Raw genomic sequence first — 17,081 nt, forward strand, 5'->3', positions numbered from 1 at the left:
ATCCTCAGGCTGCGCGGCCAAGCTCGCTGACGCGCGCAACAATCGTCTTGAGTTCGGCGCGTTCTGCTTCCGTCAGCGCTTCAACGCCTGGAATGCGCACTGGTCCGACGTCGTTACCGAGCATACCGAGCGCCTCCTTCACCACGGTTACATTGGCGCCGTTCAGATACTTCGTGCGCATGGCCTCGAATCCGGCAATGTCATCGATGAGCGCACGCGCGCCAGCATAGTCCCCCCTTTCCAGCGCTTGATGGATTGCGTGCGATCGCTCAGGGAAGACATTGACGAGGCCCGAGGTAAAGCCCCGCGCGCCCATGGCATAAAAAGCAGGCGCCCATCCCTCTGCAAGACCGCAAACCCAGATCGCAGATGCATCCTTCGTCGCGCGGATCACCTCGGCGAGAAGCATCAGGTTGCCGGAGGCGAACTTGATGCCGGCAATGTTGGGATGGAGGGCAAGCTTTCGGAAGTCGGCCACCGAGAACGTATCGCTTCGAACATAGGCAATGACGGGAACGCTCGAGGCTTCCGCAAGCTCCAGGAAATACTTGGCCTGGTAGCTTGGACCTGCAAATGGGTCCATCGGGTGATGGCCCATGATGGCGTCTGCGCCATCGGCAATCGCCTGGCGTGCCAGCGCCTTGGCATCGCTAAGCGAGCGACCGACGGCGGCGCTGACAAGGGATTTCCCGTCGGCTGCCGTGATCGTCGTTGCGTGAACATGACGGATCTCTTCCAGCGTCAGCGTAAAGAATTCTCCGGTATTGCCAGCGGCCATCAGATTGTGAACGCCGGCGCCCGCAAGGCGGCTGATGAGGGCCGACAGTTTGGTGCTGTCGATGCTGCCATCCTTCTGATAGGGCGTCACGGGAACGCCTGAAATACCCGTCAGAGCCTTGCGGATTTTCTTCATTGCCTCGGTCACGTCAAATGTCCTCGTTCTTCTCGAATACGATTTTGAGGTAAGTCTCACCGGAGCGCACCACGTGGTCGCGCATCACACGCTCGGCCTTGTCGCTGTTGCCGGAAATGATGGCCGCAGCGATCGCGGCATGTTCTGACAGGGCCTTGTCGCGCTCTTGCGGATCGGAGTGAATGACGCGTCGGATGCTTGCGTCATAGAACTGCTGCCGTTCGATCATCCGCGCGAGATACGCACACCTCGACGACACATGGATCTGGTCGTGAAACGTCTCGTTGAGCGCAATCAACTCGTCTGGCGATCCCGCTGCGGTTGCCGTTTTCATCTGCACGACGATCGCTTCAAGTGTGTCAGCCTCAGTCTTGGAAATCCTCTTCGCCGCCAGATGTGCAATCATCGACTCCAGAGCTGCGCGGGCAAGGATCATCTCCTCTGCCCAGCCCGAGTTGAACCGGATGAGCACGCCGCGCCGGGGAAGAGCTTCGACAAGACCTTCGGTTTCGAGCTGGCGCAGAGCCTCTTTGATCGGCGTGGTGCTGACGCCCAGCTGGTCTGCGAGCTGGCGTTCGTTGACGCGCTCGTTGGCACCGAAGCGTCCAGAAAGAATGGCTGCGCGCAACGTGCGATGCACGTGATCGCGCAGGGTCGTTAAGAAGCGGGGGTCGAGCTTCTCGATCCGTTCCCCACGCAGTGCCGGAAGCGCATCTTTCTGCATCACCTGAAAATCCCCCGTTGACGAGAAAATCGTTTTGTGAGATCTGATATACCAGATTTCAGATTGATGTCGATATGAAAAATGCGCGCTTGACGCGATTGCAGTGCTCCAGGGAGGAACGAATGGGCATTCAAAGACGCAGCTTCCTAATGACCTCGGCCTTTATCGCCGCAACGCTTTCGATGTCGATCTCGGCACAGGCGGCAACGCCCAAGGACCAGCTTGTCGTTGCGATGAACATGTCGTCCATGCGTGGATTGGACCCGAATGAACTCAACCAACTCGAGGCGGCCGAGATCGTAGCCAATCTCTACGAGCGTCTCATTGCTCTGCCCGCAGACGACATCACCAAGCCGATGCCTGGCCTGGCCGAAAGCTGGACCGTTTCGCCCGATGGCAAGACCTTCACCTTCAAGATCCGCTCCGGCGTGAGCTTTCATTCAGGAAATCCTCTGACCGCCAAGGATGTCGAGTGGTCGTTGCGTCGACTGGTCAAGCTCGGGCTTGCGCCTTCCGTCGACCTGCGCCAGTGGGGCTTTACTGACAAGAATGTCGACAGCCTGATCAAGGCAAGCGATGACACCACCGTCGTCTTGGAAACGCCGGAAGTTTGGAATCCGAACCTGATCTTCTATTCGTTGGCGAGTTTTTCCACCTCCATCCTCGACAGCAAGCTCCTCGCCGAGAAGGAAAAAAATGGCGATATGGGTCGGGAATTCCTGCAAACCGCTGATGCCGGTTCCGGGCCCTATTCGTTGCGGACGTGGCGTGTCAATGATCTGTTGATTGCTGACGCTTTCAAGGACTATTGGGCCCGCACTCCCAAGATGCGTCGCGTCATATTGCGCCACATTCCGGAATCGTCTGGCCAGCGCCTGCAGCTAGAAGCGGGTGACGTCGATATTGCAACACGCCTCTCGTCGACTGATCTCGCTGCCGTTCAGTCAGGCGGGAAGGCCGACATCCAGAAGACGCCGGGATTCGGGTTCTACTATCTGGCGCTTAACCAGAAGGACGAGATTCTCGCCAACCCGAAGGTTCGCGAAGCCTTCCGCTACCTCATTGACTATGATGGGCTGGCAAACACGGTCATGAAGTACTACGGCATCAAGCAAGAGACGATTGTCCCCGCTGGCCTGCCGGGTGCCAGCGATGCCGCTCCCTACAAACTCGATATCGACAAGGCAAAGCAACTGCTTGCCGAGGCCGGCTATCCGGATGGATTTTCGAAAGTCTACTACGCGACACCGGTGACGCCGGAATATGAAGTGGCCCAATCCCTTCAGGCCAATGCCGCCAAAGCGGGCATCAAACTTGACCTGCAAGGGGGCGACCATATTGGCAAGTTTCGTAACCGTGAGTTCGAAATCTTTTCGGCCCGTACCGGCGAACGTCTCCCCGATCCGCATGCCGTTCTGGCCTCCTATGCGACCAATCCCAACAATGCAGACGATGCAAAGCTGAGCGGCCTGATCGCCTGGCGTACCGCCTGGGACGTTCCGAAGGATATCCAGGATATGGTGACGGCGGCAGCGCACGAGACGGACCAGGAGAAGCGCGATGATCTCTATGCGAAGGTCAACCAGGCCTATCTCAAGGCTTCTCCGGCTCTCATCACTTCGTTCCAGCGCACCGACGCAAAGGCAGTGCGCAAGGACATCAAGGGCTACGTTGGCCATTCAACCTGGCTGACACGTTGGGACACGGTCTCAAAGGGTCAATAGCCTGACGGCTCGAGGAGAATGACGTGACGATCGTACAGACAACCGGCACCGGGCCGAGCCGCGGTACGGCAGCGCTTGCGGCATTGCAAAAGGTGGCGACGTCCTTTGGCGTCATCCTGACCACGCTTTTAGGGCTCCTGGTGATCACCTTCGTTGTCGGGCGCATGGTGCCCGCCGATCCGGTCATTGCTGTGATCGGCGATCAGGCCGATCACGAGACCTATGAGCGCGTCTACAAGCAGATGGGCCTTGACCAGCCAGTCTACGTGCAGTTCGCGACCTATCTTGGAAACGTCGCTCATCTCGACTTCGGCCAGTCGCATGTGACGAAGAATCCGGTCGCCAGCGACCTTGCCCGCGTGTTTCCGGCGACGCTGGAGCTTGCGACCCTGGCAACCATCATCGGTGCAAGCCTCGGCATTCCTCTCGGCATCATCTCTGCTGTCAGGAAGGGCACCTGGGTCGACCACGTTGCGCGCATTGTTGGACTTCTCGGGCATTCGACGCCGATCTTTTGGTTGGGAACCATCGTCATCCTCGTCTTCTACGCGAAATTCGGCCTCATCCCGGGAAGTGGTCGTCTGGATGTCTACAATGAGGGTCTGGTGGAAGGGCCGACGAACTCGATCCTGGTCGACGCGATGCTTGCCGGCGAATGGGAGGTTTTCCGCGACGCGCTTTTGCATGTGGCTGCGCCTGCACTCATCCTCGGCTACGCCGCGATGGCTTATCTCAGTCGCATGAGCCGCAGTTTCATGCTCGAGCAGTTGCGGCAGGAGTACGTGCTGACCGCGAAAGCCAAGGGCCTCGGGCAACGCGCCATCGTCTGGCGTCATGCACTCCGCAACATCCGGGTCCAGCTTTTGACGATCGTCGCCCTTGCCTACTGCGGTCTGCTCGACGGCACGGTTCTCATCGAGACCGTCTTTGCCTGGCCAGGACTTGGTCAGTACCTGACCTCTGCGTTGTTCTTTGCGGACATGAATGCCGTCCTCGGCAGCGTGCTTCTGATCGGCATCATCTCGATTGCCATCAATCTGCTGTCGGACCTGACCTATCGCTTCCTCGATCCGAGAACCCGGTGACATCATGGCGACACGCTATTTCAACGATCTCCACAATTGGCTGATCAACGAGGATTTTTCCTCGATGCGTCAAGCTCGTCTGCACAAGGCCTATGTGCTGTGGCTTAGCCTTATCGCCAATCCACTTGCCTTCGCCGGATTTGTGGTCGTCGCCGCATTGATCGCAATTGCAGTCCTTGCGCCGCTGCTGGCAAATCACGATCCAATTCTGCAGGATCTCACCATGGCCCTGAGGCCGCCGTCGGCGCTCCATTGGTTTGGGACAGACGAGTTTGGCCGCGATGTCTATTCGAGGTTGGTCTATGGCGCACGCACGACGCTTTATATCAGCATCCTTGTCACCGTCATCGTCGCTCCGATCGGCTTTGCGATTGGTGCAACAGCCGGCTACCTCGGCGGCTGGGTCGATGTCGTTCTCATGCGCATCACCGATATTTTCCTATCCTTTCCAAGTCTCGTGCTCGCGCTGGCGTTCTCCGCCGCCCTTGGGCCCGGCATCGAGAACGCCGTCATTGCCATAGCCCTGACGGTGTGGCCGCCAATCGCACGGTTGGCGCGCGCCGAGACGCTAACGTTTCGCTCAGCCGATTTCGTCGTCGCTGCCGAATTGCAGGGTGCAGGCGTGGGCCGTATCCTCTTTCGCCATATCGTGCCGCTTTGCGCGCCGTCCATCATCATCCGTTTGACGCTCAACATGTCGAGCGTCATCCTGACGGCGGCGGGATTGGGATTCCTTGGGCTTGGCGCGCAACCGCCGATGCCGGAATGGGGCGCCATGGCGGCATCCGGTCGGCAATATCTCCTCGATGCCTGGTGGCTGACAACGGTTCCAGGCGTTGCAATTCTCCTTGTCAGTCTCGCCTTCAACCTGCTTGGCGACGGACTGCGCGACATCATGGATCCCCGAAATGCCTGACCTTTTTCAGCCGATCCTCTCGGTCAAGAATATGTCGGTCCAGTTTCCGACCTTGTCGGGCGCCGTGACGGCGGTGAAGGATATCTCGTTCGACGTCGGACGGGAAAAGGTCGGCATCATCGGTGAATCCGGTTCCGGCAAGAGTACCACCGGGCGCGCCATCATGCGCCTTCAGCCGGCAAACGCGCGCGTCGTGGCCGAGGAGATGCGTTTCGAGGAGGTGGACCTGCTTGGCGCCAGCGAGGCCGACATGCGCGCGATCCGCGGCCGACGCATTTCGATGATCCTTCAGGACCCGAAATATTCGCTCAATCCGGTGATGACGGTTGGCGAACAGATTGCCGAAACAGTCATTCTGCACGAGCGCATCGGGCGGCGACAAGCACGTCAACGCACGCTCGCCATGCTCGAGCGTGTCCATATTCGCGACCCTGAGCGCGTCTTCAATCTCTATCCGCACGAGGTTTCGGGCGGAATGGGCCAGCGCATCATGATCTCGATGATGCTGATTTCGTCGCCATCTCTGATCATTGCCGATGAACCGACATCCGCTCTTGACGTGACCGTTCGCCAGCACGTGCTGTCTATCCTCGATGACCTGATCGCCGAACGCGACATCGGCCTGATCTTCATCTCGCACGATCTTAATCTGGTAAAGAGCTTCTGTGATCGTGTGATCATTATGTATGCGGGACGCATCGTGGAAACGCTTGAAGCCTGCCGCCTCAACCATGCAACGCACCCCTATACCCGGGGTCTTCTGGAAGCCCTGCCAAGCCTCGATCACCCGAAGGACAGGCTTCAGGTCCTGCGACGCGAAGCGAGCTGGGCGGAGGCATGAGATGACGATGATATCCGTTAGCAATCTCGCCGTTTCGTTCGACAGCGGTGATGCGCGCAAGCACGTCGTCAAGGACGTTTCCTTTGCTGTCGAACCAGGCGAGACATTCGGCCTTGTGGGGGAAAGCGGCTGTGGCAAGTCGACTGTTCTTGGAGCGCTTGCCGGCAGGCTCAAAAACTGGAGCGGCACTATCGGTGTCGATGGAGAGGCTATTTCCCGAAAGCGCTCGCCTCAGCAGCTGGCAAAGCAACAGATGGTGTTCCAGGACCCGTTCGGCTCACTCCATCCACGCCACACGATCGGCCGCACTCTGCTCGAGCCGTTGGAGATTCACGGTCTTGGCCAGCGCCAAGAAAGGGTAGAGGCAGTCCTACGCGACGTTGGGTTGCCGGCGTCCTTTCGCCATCGATTCCCGCACCAGCTGTCGGGCGGACAGCGCCAGCGGGTGGCGATCGCGCGTGCATTGATCTTGAGGCCCCGCATCCTGCTTCTCGATGAACCGACGTCGGCTCTCGACGTGTCGATCCAGGCAGAGATCCTCAATCTGCTGAAAGACCTGCGTGAAAGAGAGAAGCTGACCTATATTCTCGTCAGTCACGACATGGCCGTCATAGCGCATCTGTGCAACCGTGTTGCGGTCATGCAAGACGGCGTCTTCGTCGAGATCGCAACCCGTGAGCAGCTTCTCAAAGGGCAGGTCGCGCACGCCTATACAAGAACATTGCTTGACGGCAGTCGCGGATACGTGCCCACCCGTGCAAGGAATTAAGTCCAACCATCTCGCTTGCAGCGCTGTTCGAATTCGTGAGCGACGCATTTCTGCGACGGCTTTCGGACCTTCCTTTCCATTGTCGATCTCGTGGGATGCACAAGAAAAGCGTTCGCCGATCAGAGCCTAAGCGGCTTCCATGGCACATCTGACAAGCCTCTATGATGGCTGTTGGTCTGCTCTGGCGAAATCAGGACTGGATCTGGTTCGAGCCGGTCATCAGCCACTCGGCGATCGCTCGAAGTCGAAGATGCTTTGCGTAGCCAACGCTGCAGCTCCTCTTGCCCAGGAGCTCGCAACCCAATCCGTTTGAAGCTCGGGTCGTGAGAAGAACAGGAATTCGTTCATCGATCGCTTGAGAGGTCCCAACAGCGCTTCACCGAATTGCACGGCCTCGCCTCCCACGACGATAATCTCGGGATCGAATAGATTCACCAAATCGGCCAAGTGTCTGCCGATACGTGATCCTGCTTCCTGTAGAATTGCAACGACAGCGTCCTCGCCCGCCTCGGCGGCGGCCACGAAATCGGTCCGGGTAGCCGGTTCACCCCGTTTGCGCCCCCATTCCGCGATCATGTATGGTTCCGCAGCATGGGCCATGAGACACCCGCGGCGTCCGCATTCGCACAGTTCACCTTGCGGTATCGTTGTAATATGGCCCAATTTGCCTGCCGCGCCGTTGCTGCCGTGGTATATTTCCCCGTTCAGGACGAGTGAACAGCCAATCCCAGCGCCGATGGCCAGGGCGGCGAAATTCCGGTGGTTGCGGCCCGCCCCAAACAGCTTTTGGGCGATAGCGAAAGCGTTGACGTCATCGTCTATCCAGACCGGCGCATGCACACGTTCGGCCAGGAGTTCGGCGAAGGGAAGATCATACCAACCAAAGCGCGGACTTTGCAGACACACCCCTTTCTTTGGGTCGACTTCGCCAGGAATCGACACGCCTATACCCATTATATCCTGCTCTTTGCGACCTGCTTGCGCCAACAGGCGCGGGATCGCATCCTTGATCGCCTCAATCATGCCCTCGGGGGAGGTGTTCGCGACGGCTGTTTCCATGGTGGCGAGTGGGATGGTGGCGAGATCAGTCAGCACACAGTCGATGCTGTTTCGATTGAGCTTGAAGCCCAGGGCGAGGTGAGCCTCGTAGTTGATGTCTACGGGGATCGGACGGCGACCGTTTGAGCTTGTGACGGCCTCCCGCTCTACAAGGAGCCGGTCTTCGATCAATTCGGTGACGACAAATGTTACGGCCGCCGGACTGAGACCAGTGATCACTGCCAGCTCGGCCCGAGATACCGGACCCCGGTTTCGCAGCAAGTTCAAGATCAACCGCCTGTTTAAGGCGCGTGACGTGCTCGCATTGCCTTTCAAACTCTACCTCCTCGATTGAGTTAGTTTATTTCGTAAATTAACTCTTGTCCTAACTCAGAAGGTAGGTTAGCTTTTCGGCGTTGGCAATGAGGAGGAGACCGCGGCGCGAGATTTTTCTGGCCCGCATGTTCTCAAGCAAATTCACGTTCTAGAAGCCCGACCGCTGGTCCGTTCGGGCGAGGCGAAGCTTTGTCCTGGGAGGATTTTGAATGACACCGAAAGATATAACCACTCTGCTTAAAGGGGCGCCCGCGTCCCGACGCCATTTCCTAATCGGAGCCGGGACGGCACTCGCCGGAATATCACTGAGCGCTCCCGCTCTTGCCCAGAGCAAGGAAATGACGATCATCTCCAATATCGGCAACGCTTCGCAGCGCGAGGTCCTGCAGCGCATTGCCAGCGAGTACGAGAAGGTAAGTGGCGTCAAGGTGACCATCAACAACATGGATCACGAGGCTCACAAGACTGCGATCCGAAGCTATCTTGTGGTCGGTGCGCCGGACATTTGCTTCTGGTTTTCGGGTAACCGCATGAAGGCCTTCGTCAAGCGGGGGCTCTTCGACGATATCTCCGATCTCTTTGAACGCGAGAACTACAAGGCAGTGCTGGGCCCGACATTGAATGCCGTGACTGTCGACGGAAAGCAGTATGGCTTGCCCCTCGGCGGGCTGCTGTGGGGGCTCTTCTATCGCAAGGACGTCTTTGCTGAGAAGGGGTGGTCACCCCCGAAAACGATCAACGACCTGCTTGGGCTGGGCGAACAAGCCAAGTCCGCAGGAATGGTACCTGTGAGCATGGGGACCAAGGAGATGTGGCCCGCGGCCGGCTGGTTCGACCATATGAACCTGCGCATCAACGGCCTGGAAAAGCACATGGCACTGATGGACGGCACGATGTCCTATACCGATCCTGCGATCCTGCCTGTCTTCGATAAATGGGCAGAACTCATCAACGCGGGGATGTTCAGTGCCAACAGCACCTCGTCTGGCTGGGAACAGGCTTCTGCAGCCTTGGCGCAGAAGAAAGCGGCGATGATGGACCTTGCAGGCTTCATCAAGTACGGCTTCCCCGAGGGTCAGCAGGATCAAATCGCATTCACACCGTTTCCGCAGGTTGTGGAAGGCGTGGCGCGATACGAGGACTTTGCGCTGAATTCGATCCACGTCCCGAAGAATGCCAAGAACAAGGAAAGCGCGCGTGACTTCCTTGCTTATTTCTACAAGCCCGACAACCTTTCAGCCTTCCTGGAGACGGAAAGCGCCGTGCCGCCTCGCAGCGACTGCCCTCCGAGTAAAGACCCGCTCGTGAACGCGGCCGTCGAGTCTCTCAAGACCGTCGAGGGCTCCGCGCAGTACTACGACCGGGATACCGACCCGGATATGGCACAGGAAGGTCTTAAGGGGTTCCAGGAGTTCATGGCGAAGCCCGATCGGCGCGACCAGATTCTGGAACGGCTCGAAGGTACGCGAAAGCGCATCTTCAAGACCTAACCCCATCGCGGTCGCCTGTTTCTCCCCGGAGCTGTACCGCAGAAGGCAGGGCTGCAGATTAGCGGCAGCCCTGCCTTCTGCGAGCCAACCCAGCGTCTGGGGCTTGGACCCATCAACTTTTCCTGGAGTAGTCCTGAATGTCCACTCTCTGGCGACGCCATCGACATTGGATAACGCCGACACTGTTCATCGCACCGGGTGCCCTGTTGTTTGGGGTGGTGATCATTGTCGCTTCCATCGAGACGATCTGGGTGTCGTTGTTTGAATGGGACGGCGTTGGCGTAAAACAATGGGTCGGTCTGGCCAACTATGTTCAGCTCCTGAATGACCCGCAGTTTTACATATCGCTCAAGAACAATCTCATCTGGCTCGCAATGTTCATGCTGGCGCCACCGCTCGGATTGGCGCTCGCGCTGCTCCTGAACCAGCCTATCCGCGGCATGCGGATCATGAAATCCCTGTTCTTTGTGCCGCTGGTGCTCGCATCTGTTACGGTCGGCGTTGTCTTTACTTGGGTCTATGACCCGAGCTTCGGACTTCTCTCGCTTATCTTCGGATACTTTGGGGCGAGCGCACCCGCGTTGCTTTCCGACGAGCATTTCGTGACTTTCGCAGTCGTGGTCGCGGCCTTGTGGCCACAGGTGGCCTTCTGCCTCGTCCTGTTTCTGGCGGGCCTCAACAATCTGAGCGAAGACCTGATAGGGGCTGGGCGCGTCGACGGCGCGCGGGGCTGGCCGATGCTGTTTCATGTCGTTCTTCCCCAATTGCGCGAAGTCAGTTTCATCGCCTTGGCGGTGACGGTCATCGGCGCGCTTCGGTCATTCGACATGGTCGCCGTGATGACGTCGGGAGGGCCGTTCGGCTCCTCGACCGTTCTTGCATATCAGATGTACGAGCAGTCAATCTTTTCCTACCGTTTCGGCTATGGCGCGGCGATCGCGACGGTACTTTTCGTGATCATGGCAGCCTTTATCTCCTGGTACTTACGCACGCTTCTCAGGCCGGAAAGGGAGGGACTGTGATGTACCCAAGGTCCATACCGGAAGACGTGCCGGTTCGGCGGTTCGCGTATGGTGCGATGGTCGCTTTGATCCTCGCTCTCTGGCTCGTCCCGCTGCTGGCAGTCATGGCGACGTCGCTGCGATCATTCGAGGAAGTGATGGCGGGCAACTATTGGGGTTGGCCGAGGAGCTTCAATTTCATTGAGAACTACACGGCTGTGTTCACGCAGACCGCCATGGCGCGATACTTCCTCAACAGCCTGATCGTGACATTGCCGTCGGTGGGCGGCGTACTCGTTCTCTCCACGCTTTCAGGCTTCGTGCTGTCTCGCTACCGCTTTCGCGGGGCGGATCTGATGTTTGCGCTGTTCGTCGGGGGAAACTTCCTTCCAGCCCAGATCATGATGATCCCGGTCAGGGATTTGATGGTCTCCATCGGACTCTATGATACCTACTACGCGCTCATTGTTTTCCACGTGGCCTTTCAAACGGGCTTCGCGACACTCTTCATGCGCAACTTCATCGCCGCGCTTCCAGACGAGCTTTTCCAAGCCGCCCGCGCAGAAGGCGCGTCGCCATGGCAGACACTTTGGCACGTTGTTCTCCCGTTGATCCGACCGGCGTTGGCAGCACTCGCGATCCTGACATTCACCTTTGTCTGGAACGATTACTTCTGGGCAATCGTGCTGACGCAGAGCGATGCGGTAAAGCCCGTGACAGCCGGCCTTAGCAATCTGCGAGGGGAGTGGGTGTCTGCGTGGAATCTGGTAGCGGCGGCAACGATCATGGTCGCAATTCCTCCAGTCGTCATGTTCTTCCTCATGCAGCGGCACTTCATCGCCGGCCTGACCGTCGGTGCGGTCAAGGGCTGAGGCGAAAACTCAAGGAATACATAAGATGGTCAGTGTCGAACTTATCAACATCGAGAAACATTATGGGGGCTACCATGCCCTTAGGGACGTCAACCTGGTCATCGAGGAAGGTGAGTTCGTTGTCATGGTCGGGCCGTCGGGATGCGGCAAGTCGACCTTGCTGAAGACGATCGCCGGCCTTGAGACGACCAGTTCGGGAAAGCTGCTGATCAGGGGACGGGATGTGACCAGATTGGAGCCTGGCGACAGAGGCATTGCCATGGTGTTCCAGTCCTACGCGCTTTACCCGCACATGAGCGTTGCCGAAAACATGGGGTTCGGCCTCAGAATGGCCAAGCGACCGAAGACCGAAATCGATGCCGCGGTTGCCCGCGCCGCCACAATTCTTCGTCTTGAAGAGCAACTTGAGAAGAAGCCGAAGCAGTTGTCCGGCGGGCAGCGGCAGCGTGTTGCCATCGGCCGTGCCATCACACGCTCGCCCGACGTCTTCCTGTTCGACGAGCCTCTTTCCAATCTCGACGCCGCCTTGCGCACCCAAATGCGGGTCGAGCTGTCGACGCTCCACTCCCGGCTCGCATCAACGATGATCTACGTTACCCATGACCAGGTCGAAGCGATGACAATGGCGAGCCGGATCGTTGTGCTCAATCAGGGCACAATCGAACAAGTCGGCGCTCCGCTCAGTCTCTACAACAACCCCGACAACGTCTTCGTCGCTGGTTTCCTTGGAGCGCCCCGCATGAACTTCGTCGCGGGACGGGTGGCTGAAACCAGTGGATCGGGTGCGCGGATTACAGGTGCCGGCGGACTGGAGCTTGCTTTTGACCGTCTCACCGACAAGGTTTCGGTAGGCGATACGGTCACGGTCGGTGTTCGGCCCGAACGGCTTCGGCTCGACGACGACTTCGCCGAAATCCGCTTTCCTGGAAACGTGCGTCTGACCGAGTATCTGGGACGAGAAACGATCGTTTACGTCGACGCCGGACCACTGGTCACGACAGGATCGGACAGCGGCACGACCGTTTTCACCGTTCAGATCGCGGACGTCAAACCCTTTCAAAACGATCGCTTGGTGTCGGTCGGCTTCGATCCAGCCGATGCCTACCTTTTTGGGCCCGGCGGCAAAACCATCACCCCTCCCAAGGCCGTCGCGACAATCTAAGCAAGGATGAAACAGTCATGAAGCGTACCCCTCCTGCACCGCTTTCGGTTTGGCGCACTCTCAATCTCGATGACTTTCTCCTGGGCGTTCCACACTATCCGGAGCACGTTGACGAGAGCTATTGGCTGCGCGATGCCCAGCGAATGGCGGCGGCCGGTTTCAACGTCGTGCGCCTTGGCGAGTTTGCATGGCACCTGATCGAACCTCAGGAGGGGCACTTCGACTTTTCGCTGTTCGATCGGGCCATCGATGTCTTGGCCTGCGAAGGTATCAAGACGATCTTCTGCACGCCGACTGCGACGCCACCGCGTTGGCTGACATCAACCTATCCTGAGGTGCTGCGCACGGACGAGTGGGGCCGCACAGCGTCTCACGGCTCGCGCCAACACGCAGACACGAACAGCCCTGTCTACCGTATTCACAGCCGACGCATCACGGAGGCTTTGGCCCGGCACTACGCGGGCAATCCGAACGTCATCGGCTGGCAAACCGACAATGAATTGAACACGACTGTGTCGACGTCATACGCCGAGGCAACCGAACGGGAGTTCCGGCGCTATCTTCGGGATCGCTATGAAACCATTGCGGCGTTGAATTTCGCGTGGGGCGGGAACTTCTGGGCGCTGGCCTACGACAACTTTGACCAGATCGCTGTGCCTCGAAAGGACAATCCGGGTTTTCCTGCTCCAGGGCACCTGCAGGACTATCACCGGTTCCTGGCGCATGCGACGGCTGTCTTCCAGCATGACCAGGTGGAAATTCTCCGTCGAGCGAACTCCGACTGGTTCATCTTCCACAATCTCGGCCGTCTTGAAGACATCGATTTCCGCGGTCAGTTCGGTCAGGACCTCGACTTCCTTGGCTTCGACGTTTACCCGATGCTCTACGACGAGATGAGGCGCAGCGGTGGTCATCCCGCCACTCAAGCCTTGCATCTTGACATCTGCCGCGCCTATTCAGGCAATTTCATCGTTCCCGAACAGGCTTCAGGCTTCGGGAGTCAGCCTGGTTTCTCGACAATGACGCCTGAGCCGGGTGAGATGCGACGGATGGCACTGAGCTCTGTCGCCCGTGGGGCCGACGGCCTCCTGTTTTTCCGCTGGCGTCCAGCACATTTCGGCGCCGAAATTTACTGGATGGGTATCATTGACCACGATGACGTGCCCCGCCGCCGCTACCAGGAAGCCGTTCAGTTCGCCGGGGATATCAGCAAGATAAAGCCGCACCTGCTTGGTACGACTGTGCGCATGGACGTCGCCATCGCCGGCGCGGACTTCGACAATCAGGAGGCCTATAAGACTTATCCCATGGGTATGCCAAGCCCCTTGGAAGACGGGCTGCTTCTCCATCGCTACTGCTATTCCAGGGGTATAGCGTGTGGCTTCATCCATCCCGAAGACGACTTGTCGCGGATCAAGATCCTATATGTGCCGCATTGGGTAATCTGGCGACCGGAATGGAACGAGAATGTGGAAGCGTTCGTCAAGGATGGCGGGACCTTGATTGTCGGTGCGATGACGGGGACCAGAGACGAGAACAACCATATTCCAACCGAACTCGCTCCGCGAGCGGGACTATCCAGACTATGCGGCGTTCGCGTCGAGGAGTTCGGCCGTCTCGCAGAGCCGGGTGCCGATGGGCTCTTCGGCCTGCACGGAACTGAGTACGGCCTCCACAATCCAGCGAAGCGTCTGCCGGCGAGTTCGGCGACCAGACGTTACAGTTTCAGTCTCGGCAACCAGGAGTACGACGCAGCGCACCTGTACGAGCTTCTTCGGCTCGACGATGACGTGAAGGTCATCGGGCGATGGACAAACCGCTTCGCCAGCGGTCGACCAATGGTTACAGTCCGCAGGTTCGGTAACGGTCGTGCGGTTTATGTCGGAACGTATCTAACCGAACCGTTGGTCGAAGCCTTGGCGACCCAATTGTTCGCAGAAAGCAATGTTCAACCTCTTCTCCAGGACTTGCCGCCGAATGTGGAAGTCACAATGCGGGAGGCCGATGACCGCAAGTTGCTGTTCGTCCTAAATTGCGACGCCGAAGCAACGGAAATCAAAACTCCTCCGCAAGGCATCGATCTAATCACCGGTCGGCGTGTCGAAGAAAAGTTGACGCTGGGCCCACATGAATGCGCTGTAATTCAGTTCTAAAGAGCAGCAATATCCTGCCAAAAGCTTCGAAACTCGAATTTGCAAGCTTAGCTCAGGAAGCGTTGAAGGCGCCGCGAAAACGGACGTCAACGACTGCTGTCAGCCATCGCGAGTTTGCAAGTTCGATTTCTCTCAAGGCGACTGTCTGGCGAGGCCATTACGCATATTGCAGTTGATTGAAGTTGCTCCAGCAAAGACGCCGACTTCAATCTCGTGCTGTTTGAGGAAGACCCTCGACCGGGTAGCCGAGGGCCGCCCCGGTACGGAGACATGACCGGGCAGATGGGGCGGATCGCGCCGACTGACCTTGCCATGATAATAGGGTTAGGACCTGCCAAGCGAGGATGCCCCAACGGCCGAGAGGCGAACATTTGGGCTACCCTTGCAACCTTCGAAGAAGCACGCCCAATCGCTCCTCGGATGGGCAGTCCTCAAGATCTGGGCGAACCGGTATGCCACCCCCTTCTCGGTTCCTCACTTCGCTCGGGCTATAACCGAACGCTCGCTTGAACGCGCGGCCAAACTCGGCGCCGTCGCTGAAACCGCGCTCTTCGGCAATCTGAAATATCAGCCGCCGATCGTTGGGGTCGGTCAACGCCGCATAAGCACTCAGCAACCGACGATGCTGAATGTAATGCATCACCCCGCCGAAGGGCTCGAACAGGTTGTAAAGGCGCGTGCGCGAGACCCCGAGCTCCCGTCGCACCATCTCACTTCCGAGTTTCGGGTCGAGCAACCGGTTGTGCACCAGTTGCCGTGCCCTTTCGAGAAGCACATTGGCGATCGGTCCTTCGGCCGCCTCGATATGATCTGCGGATGGCGACACACAGGCAAGGATCATTGCCCGTGTGGCGGCCGCGAGCCCCGGCAGATCGGCCCTGGCGAGCATCGGCAGACGATTGGCGACGTCAATCAGGTAGTCCGAGAACAATCGTCCCATGCCTGTCCCAAGCGTCGAAAATTCCGCCGAGCTAAGCGTGGCCGCCGTCTCAAGCGAAAGATCGCGCGGCACGAACAGCACGAGCATTTCGCCTTGATCGACGACGCCGGTGAAAGAGCGACCAAGCGAATGAATCTGGGCCTCACCGGGACCCGCGGTAAACACACTTCTTCCCGCATCGGTCCTAATCTTTCCAGACAGCAGGATCGTCATTGTCCAGTGATCGATCGGATCCCGCCTAAGATGTCCCGGCAGGCTGGAAAATGCGAGGCTGTCAGTACTGATTTGAGCAAGCAAAAGACTGCCAAGGTCCCAAAGCTTCTGCCGGCCGTGGAAGGCGGCGGTCGTCGGGTCGATGTCAGCCAGTTCGAGCATAGGCTCGAAACTACTGTGCCATGCCGCAAACTGATCCGGTCGCGGCAACCCTGCGGTCGAAAATTCAAAGGAGGGCAAGGACGATGCCCTCTCGTCTTCCCAAGCCGCCGCCTCGCAATTCGGGCTCGCAAGGCTTTCGTCGTCCAGGTGCCGTGCGAGCAACCCGACAGGCGCTGTGCCGTCTTCGGTCCTCATCGCATCAACTCCTGGGGGCCGATGTCAGCGCGCAACCGGTTGCCGGTGCCGGAACGTTCATCCCTAAAGACATGGAATTTAAACGCAAATTCCGACGCGCGCCGTCGTGTCGCGGCATGATTTTCGCCCGCACCATGAGCGAGGCCGCACCGTCAGCGTGCCCGCCAAACAGATTGCGGCGTATCGTCGTGCGATCCGTGTCGAAGCGTTTCCAGCAGTTCGAAGACGCGCTGGCTGGAGTGCGGGGTCTGCGCTGAAGGCGACCACCTGAAATGGCAACGATCCTCTCGAGGGTGTAGGTCGTTGCCAAGTCTGTGGAAAGACTGGTTGAGAGAACAGAAAAAAATGTGCAGTTCATTCGTACTCTCCTCTTGGGGGCCAGGTGACGACTGAATGATGCAAGCGAACTGTTTTCTGCGGGCTTTGAGAATGGCCTTCCATCCGCACGCGGTGAATGCCGAATATTTCAGCGTTCATCTCGGCAAATGGCGATAAGCCCCCAGTGGTGGCATTTCCTCCAAACCACAATCTAGCCATTTCGTCTTGT

The 17,081-nt window shown here is 58.4% G+C and carries 14 protein-coding genes; 10 read left to right on the forward strand and 4 right to left on the reverse strand.

The window, feature by feature from the left end; translation table 11 throughout:
- Positions 1-4: 4 nt before the first annotated feature.
- Positions 5-913, reverse strand: a complete 909-nt coding sequence (locus LPU83_RS67225) for a dihydrodipicolinate synthase family protein (protein ID WP_029710299.1) — start codon at positions 911-913, stop codon at positions 5-7.
- Between the two features lie 13 nt (positions 914-926).
- Positions 927-1,637, reverse strand: coding sequence for a GntR family transcriptional regulator (locus LPU83_RS67230; RefSeq protein ID WP_024317346.1), 711 nt, complete (start codon positions 1,635-1,637; stop codon positions 927-929).
- A gap of 122 nt (positions 1,638-1,759) precedes the next feature.
- Between LPU83_RS67230 and LPU83_RS67235 the strand changes: the two genes are divergently transcribed.
- The 5 genes from LPU83_RS67235 (at position 1,760) to LPU83_RS67255 (ending at position 6,972) form a co-directional block, all read left to right on the forward strand.
- Complete coding sequence (locus LPU83_RS67235) at positions 1,760-3,361, forward strand: ABC transporter substrate-binding protein (RefSeq protein WP_029710300.1); 1,602 nt, start codon at positions 1,760-1,762, stop codon at positions 3,359-3,361.
- A gap of 23 nt (positions 3,362-3,384) precedes the next feature.
- Positions 3,385-4,446 carry an ABC transporter permease gene (locus LPU83_RS67240; protein ID WP_024317348.1) on the forward strand — a complete coding sequence of 354 codons (1,062 nt, stop codon included), beginning with the start codon at positions 3,385-3,387 and terminating at the stop codon, positions 4,444-4,446.
- 64 nt (positions 4,447-4,510) lie between these two features.
- On the forward strand, positions 4,511-5,362 hold the full coding sequence (locus LPU83_RS67245) for an ABC transporter permease (RefSeq protein ID WP_231052156.1): 852 nt from the start codon (positions 4,511-4,513) through the stop codon (positions 5,360-5,362).
- Positions 5,355-6,203: an ABC transporter ATP-binding protein gene (locus LPU83_RS67250; RefSeq protein WP_024317350.1), complete on the forward strand. Its 849-nt coding sequence runs from the start codon at positions 5,355-5,357 to the stop codon at positions 6,201-6,203. Before LPU83_RS67245 ends, LPU83_RS67250 begins: the two co-directional genes overlap by 8 nt.
- A gap of 1 nt (position 6,204) precedes the next feature.
- Positions 6,205-6,972: an ABC transporter ATP-binding protein gene (locus tag LPU83_RS67255; protein ID WP_024317351.1), complete on the forward strand. Its 768-nt coding sequence runs from the start codon at positions 6,205-6,207 to the stop codon at positions 6,970-6,972.
- A 219-nt stretch (positions 6,973-7,191) separates the two neighbouring features.
- Here the strand turns inward: LPU83_RS67255 and LPU83_RS67260 are convergent, their stop codons facing one another.
- Entirely contained in the window at positions 7,192-8,346 is a 1,155-nt protein-coding gene (locus LPU83_RS67260; RefSeq protein ID WP_024317352.1) for an ROK family protein, read from the reverse strand.
- Positions 8,347-8,555: 209 nt separating this feature from the next.
- On the opposite strand from LPU83_RS67260, the gene LPU83_RS67265 reads away from it, so the two are divergent.
- The 5 genes from LPU83_RS67265 (at position 8,556) to LPU83_RS67285 (ending at position 15,024) form a co-directional block, all read left to right on the forward strand.
- The gene (locus LPU83_RS67265; protein WP_112334144.1) at positions 8,556-9,836 is read left to right on the forward strand and encodes an ABC transporter substrate-binding protein; all 1,281 of its coding nucleotides are present in this window, start codon (positions 8,556-8,558) and stop codon (positions 9,834-9,836) included.
- 137 nt (positions 9,837-9,973) lie between these two features.
- The gene (locus LPU83_RS67270; protein WP_024317354.1) at positions 9,974-10,858 is read left to right on the forward strand and encodes a carbohydrate ABC transporter permease; all 885 of its coding nucleotides are present in this window, start codon (positions 9,974-9,976) and stop codon (positions 10,856-10,858) included.
- On the forward strand, positions 10,858-11,709 hold the full coding sequence (locus LPU83_RS67275) for a carbohydrate ABC transporter permease (RefSeq protein ID WP_024317355.1): 852 nt from the start codon (positions 10,858-10,860) through the stop codon (positions 11,707-11,709). The genes LPU83_RS67270 and LPU83_RS67275 overlap by 1 nt, the downstream gene beginning before the upstream one ends.
- A gap of 25 nt (positions 11,710-11,734) precedes the next feature.
- Positions 11,735-12,871, forward strand: a complete 1,137-nt coding sequence (locus LPU83_RS67280; RefSeq protein ID WP_024317356.1) for an ABC transporter ATP-binding protein — start codon at positions 11,735-11,737, stop codon at positions 12,869-12,871.
- Positions 12,872-12,888: 17 nt separating this feature from the next.
- Positions 12,889-15,024: a beta-galactosidase gene (locus LPU83_RS67285; RefSeq protein ID WP_024317357.1), complete on the forward strand. Its 2,136-nt coding sequence runs from the start codon at positions 12,889-12,891 to the stop codon at positions 15,022-15,024.
- 376 nt (positions 15,025-15,400) lie between these two features.
- On the opposite strand, the gene LPU83_RS67290 is transcribed toward LPU83_RS67285, so the two are convergent.
- The gene (locus tag LPU83_RS67290) at positions 15,401-16,534 is read right to left on the reverse strand and encodes a helix-turn-helix domain-containing protein (RefSeq protein ID WP_024317358.1); all 1,134 of its coding nucleotides are present in this window, start codon (positions 16,532-16,534) and stop codon (positions 15,401-15,403) included.
- Positions 16,535-17,081 lie beyond the last annotated feature (547 nt).

Origin of the sequence: Rhizobium favelukesii (assembly GCF_000577275.2) — a bacterium.
Lineage (GTDB): Bacteria > Pseudomonadota > Alphaproteobacteria > Rhizobiales > Rhizobiaceae > Rhizobium > Rhizobium favelukesii.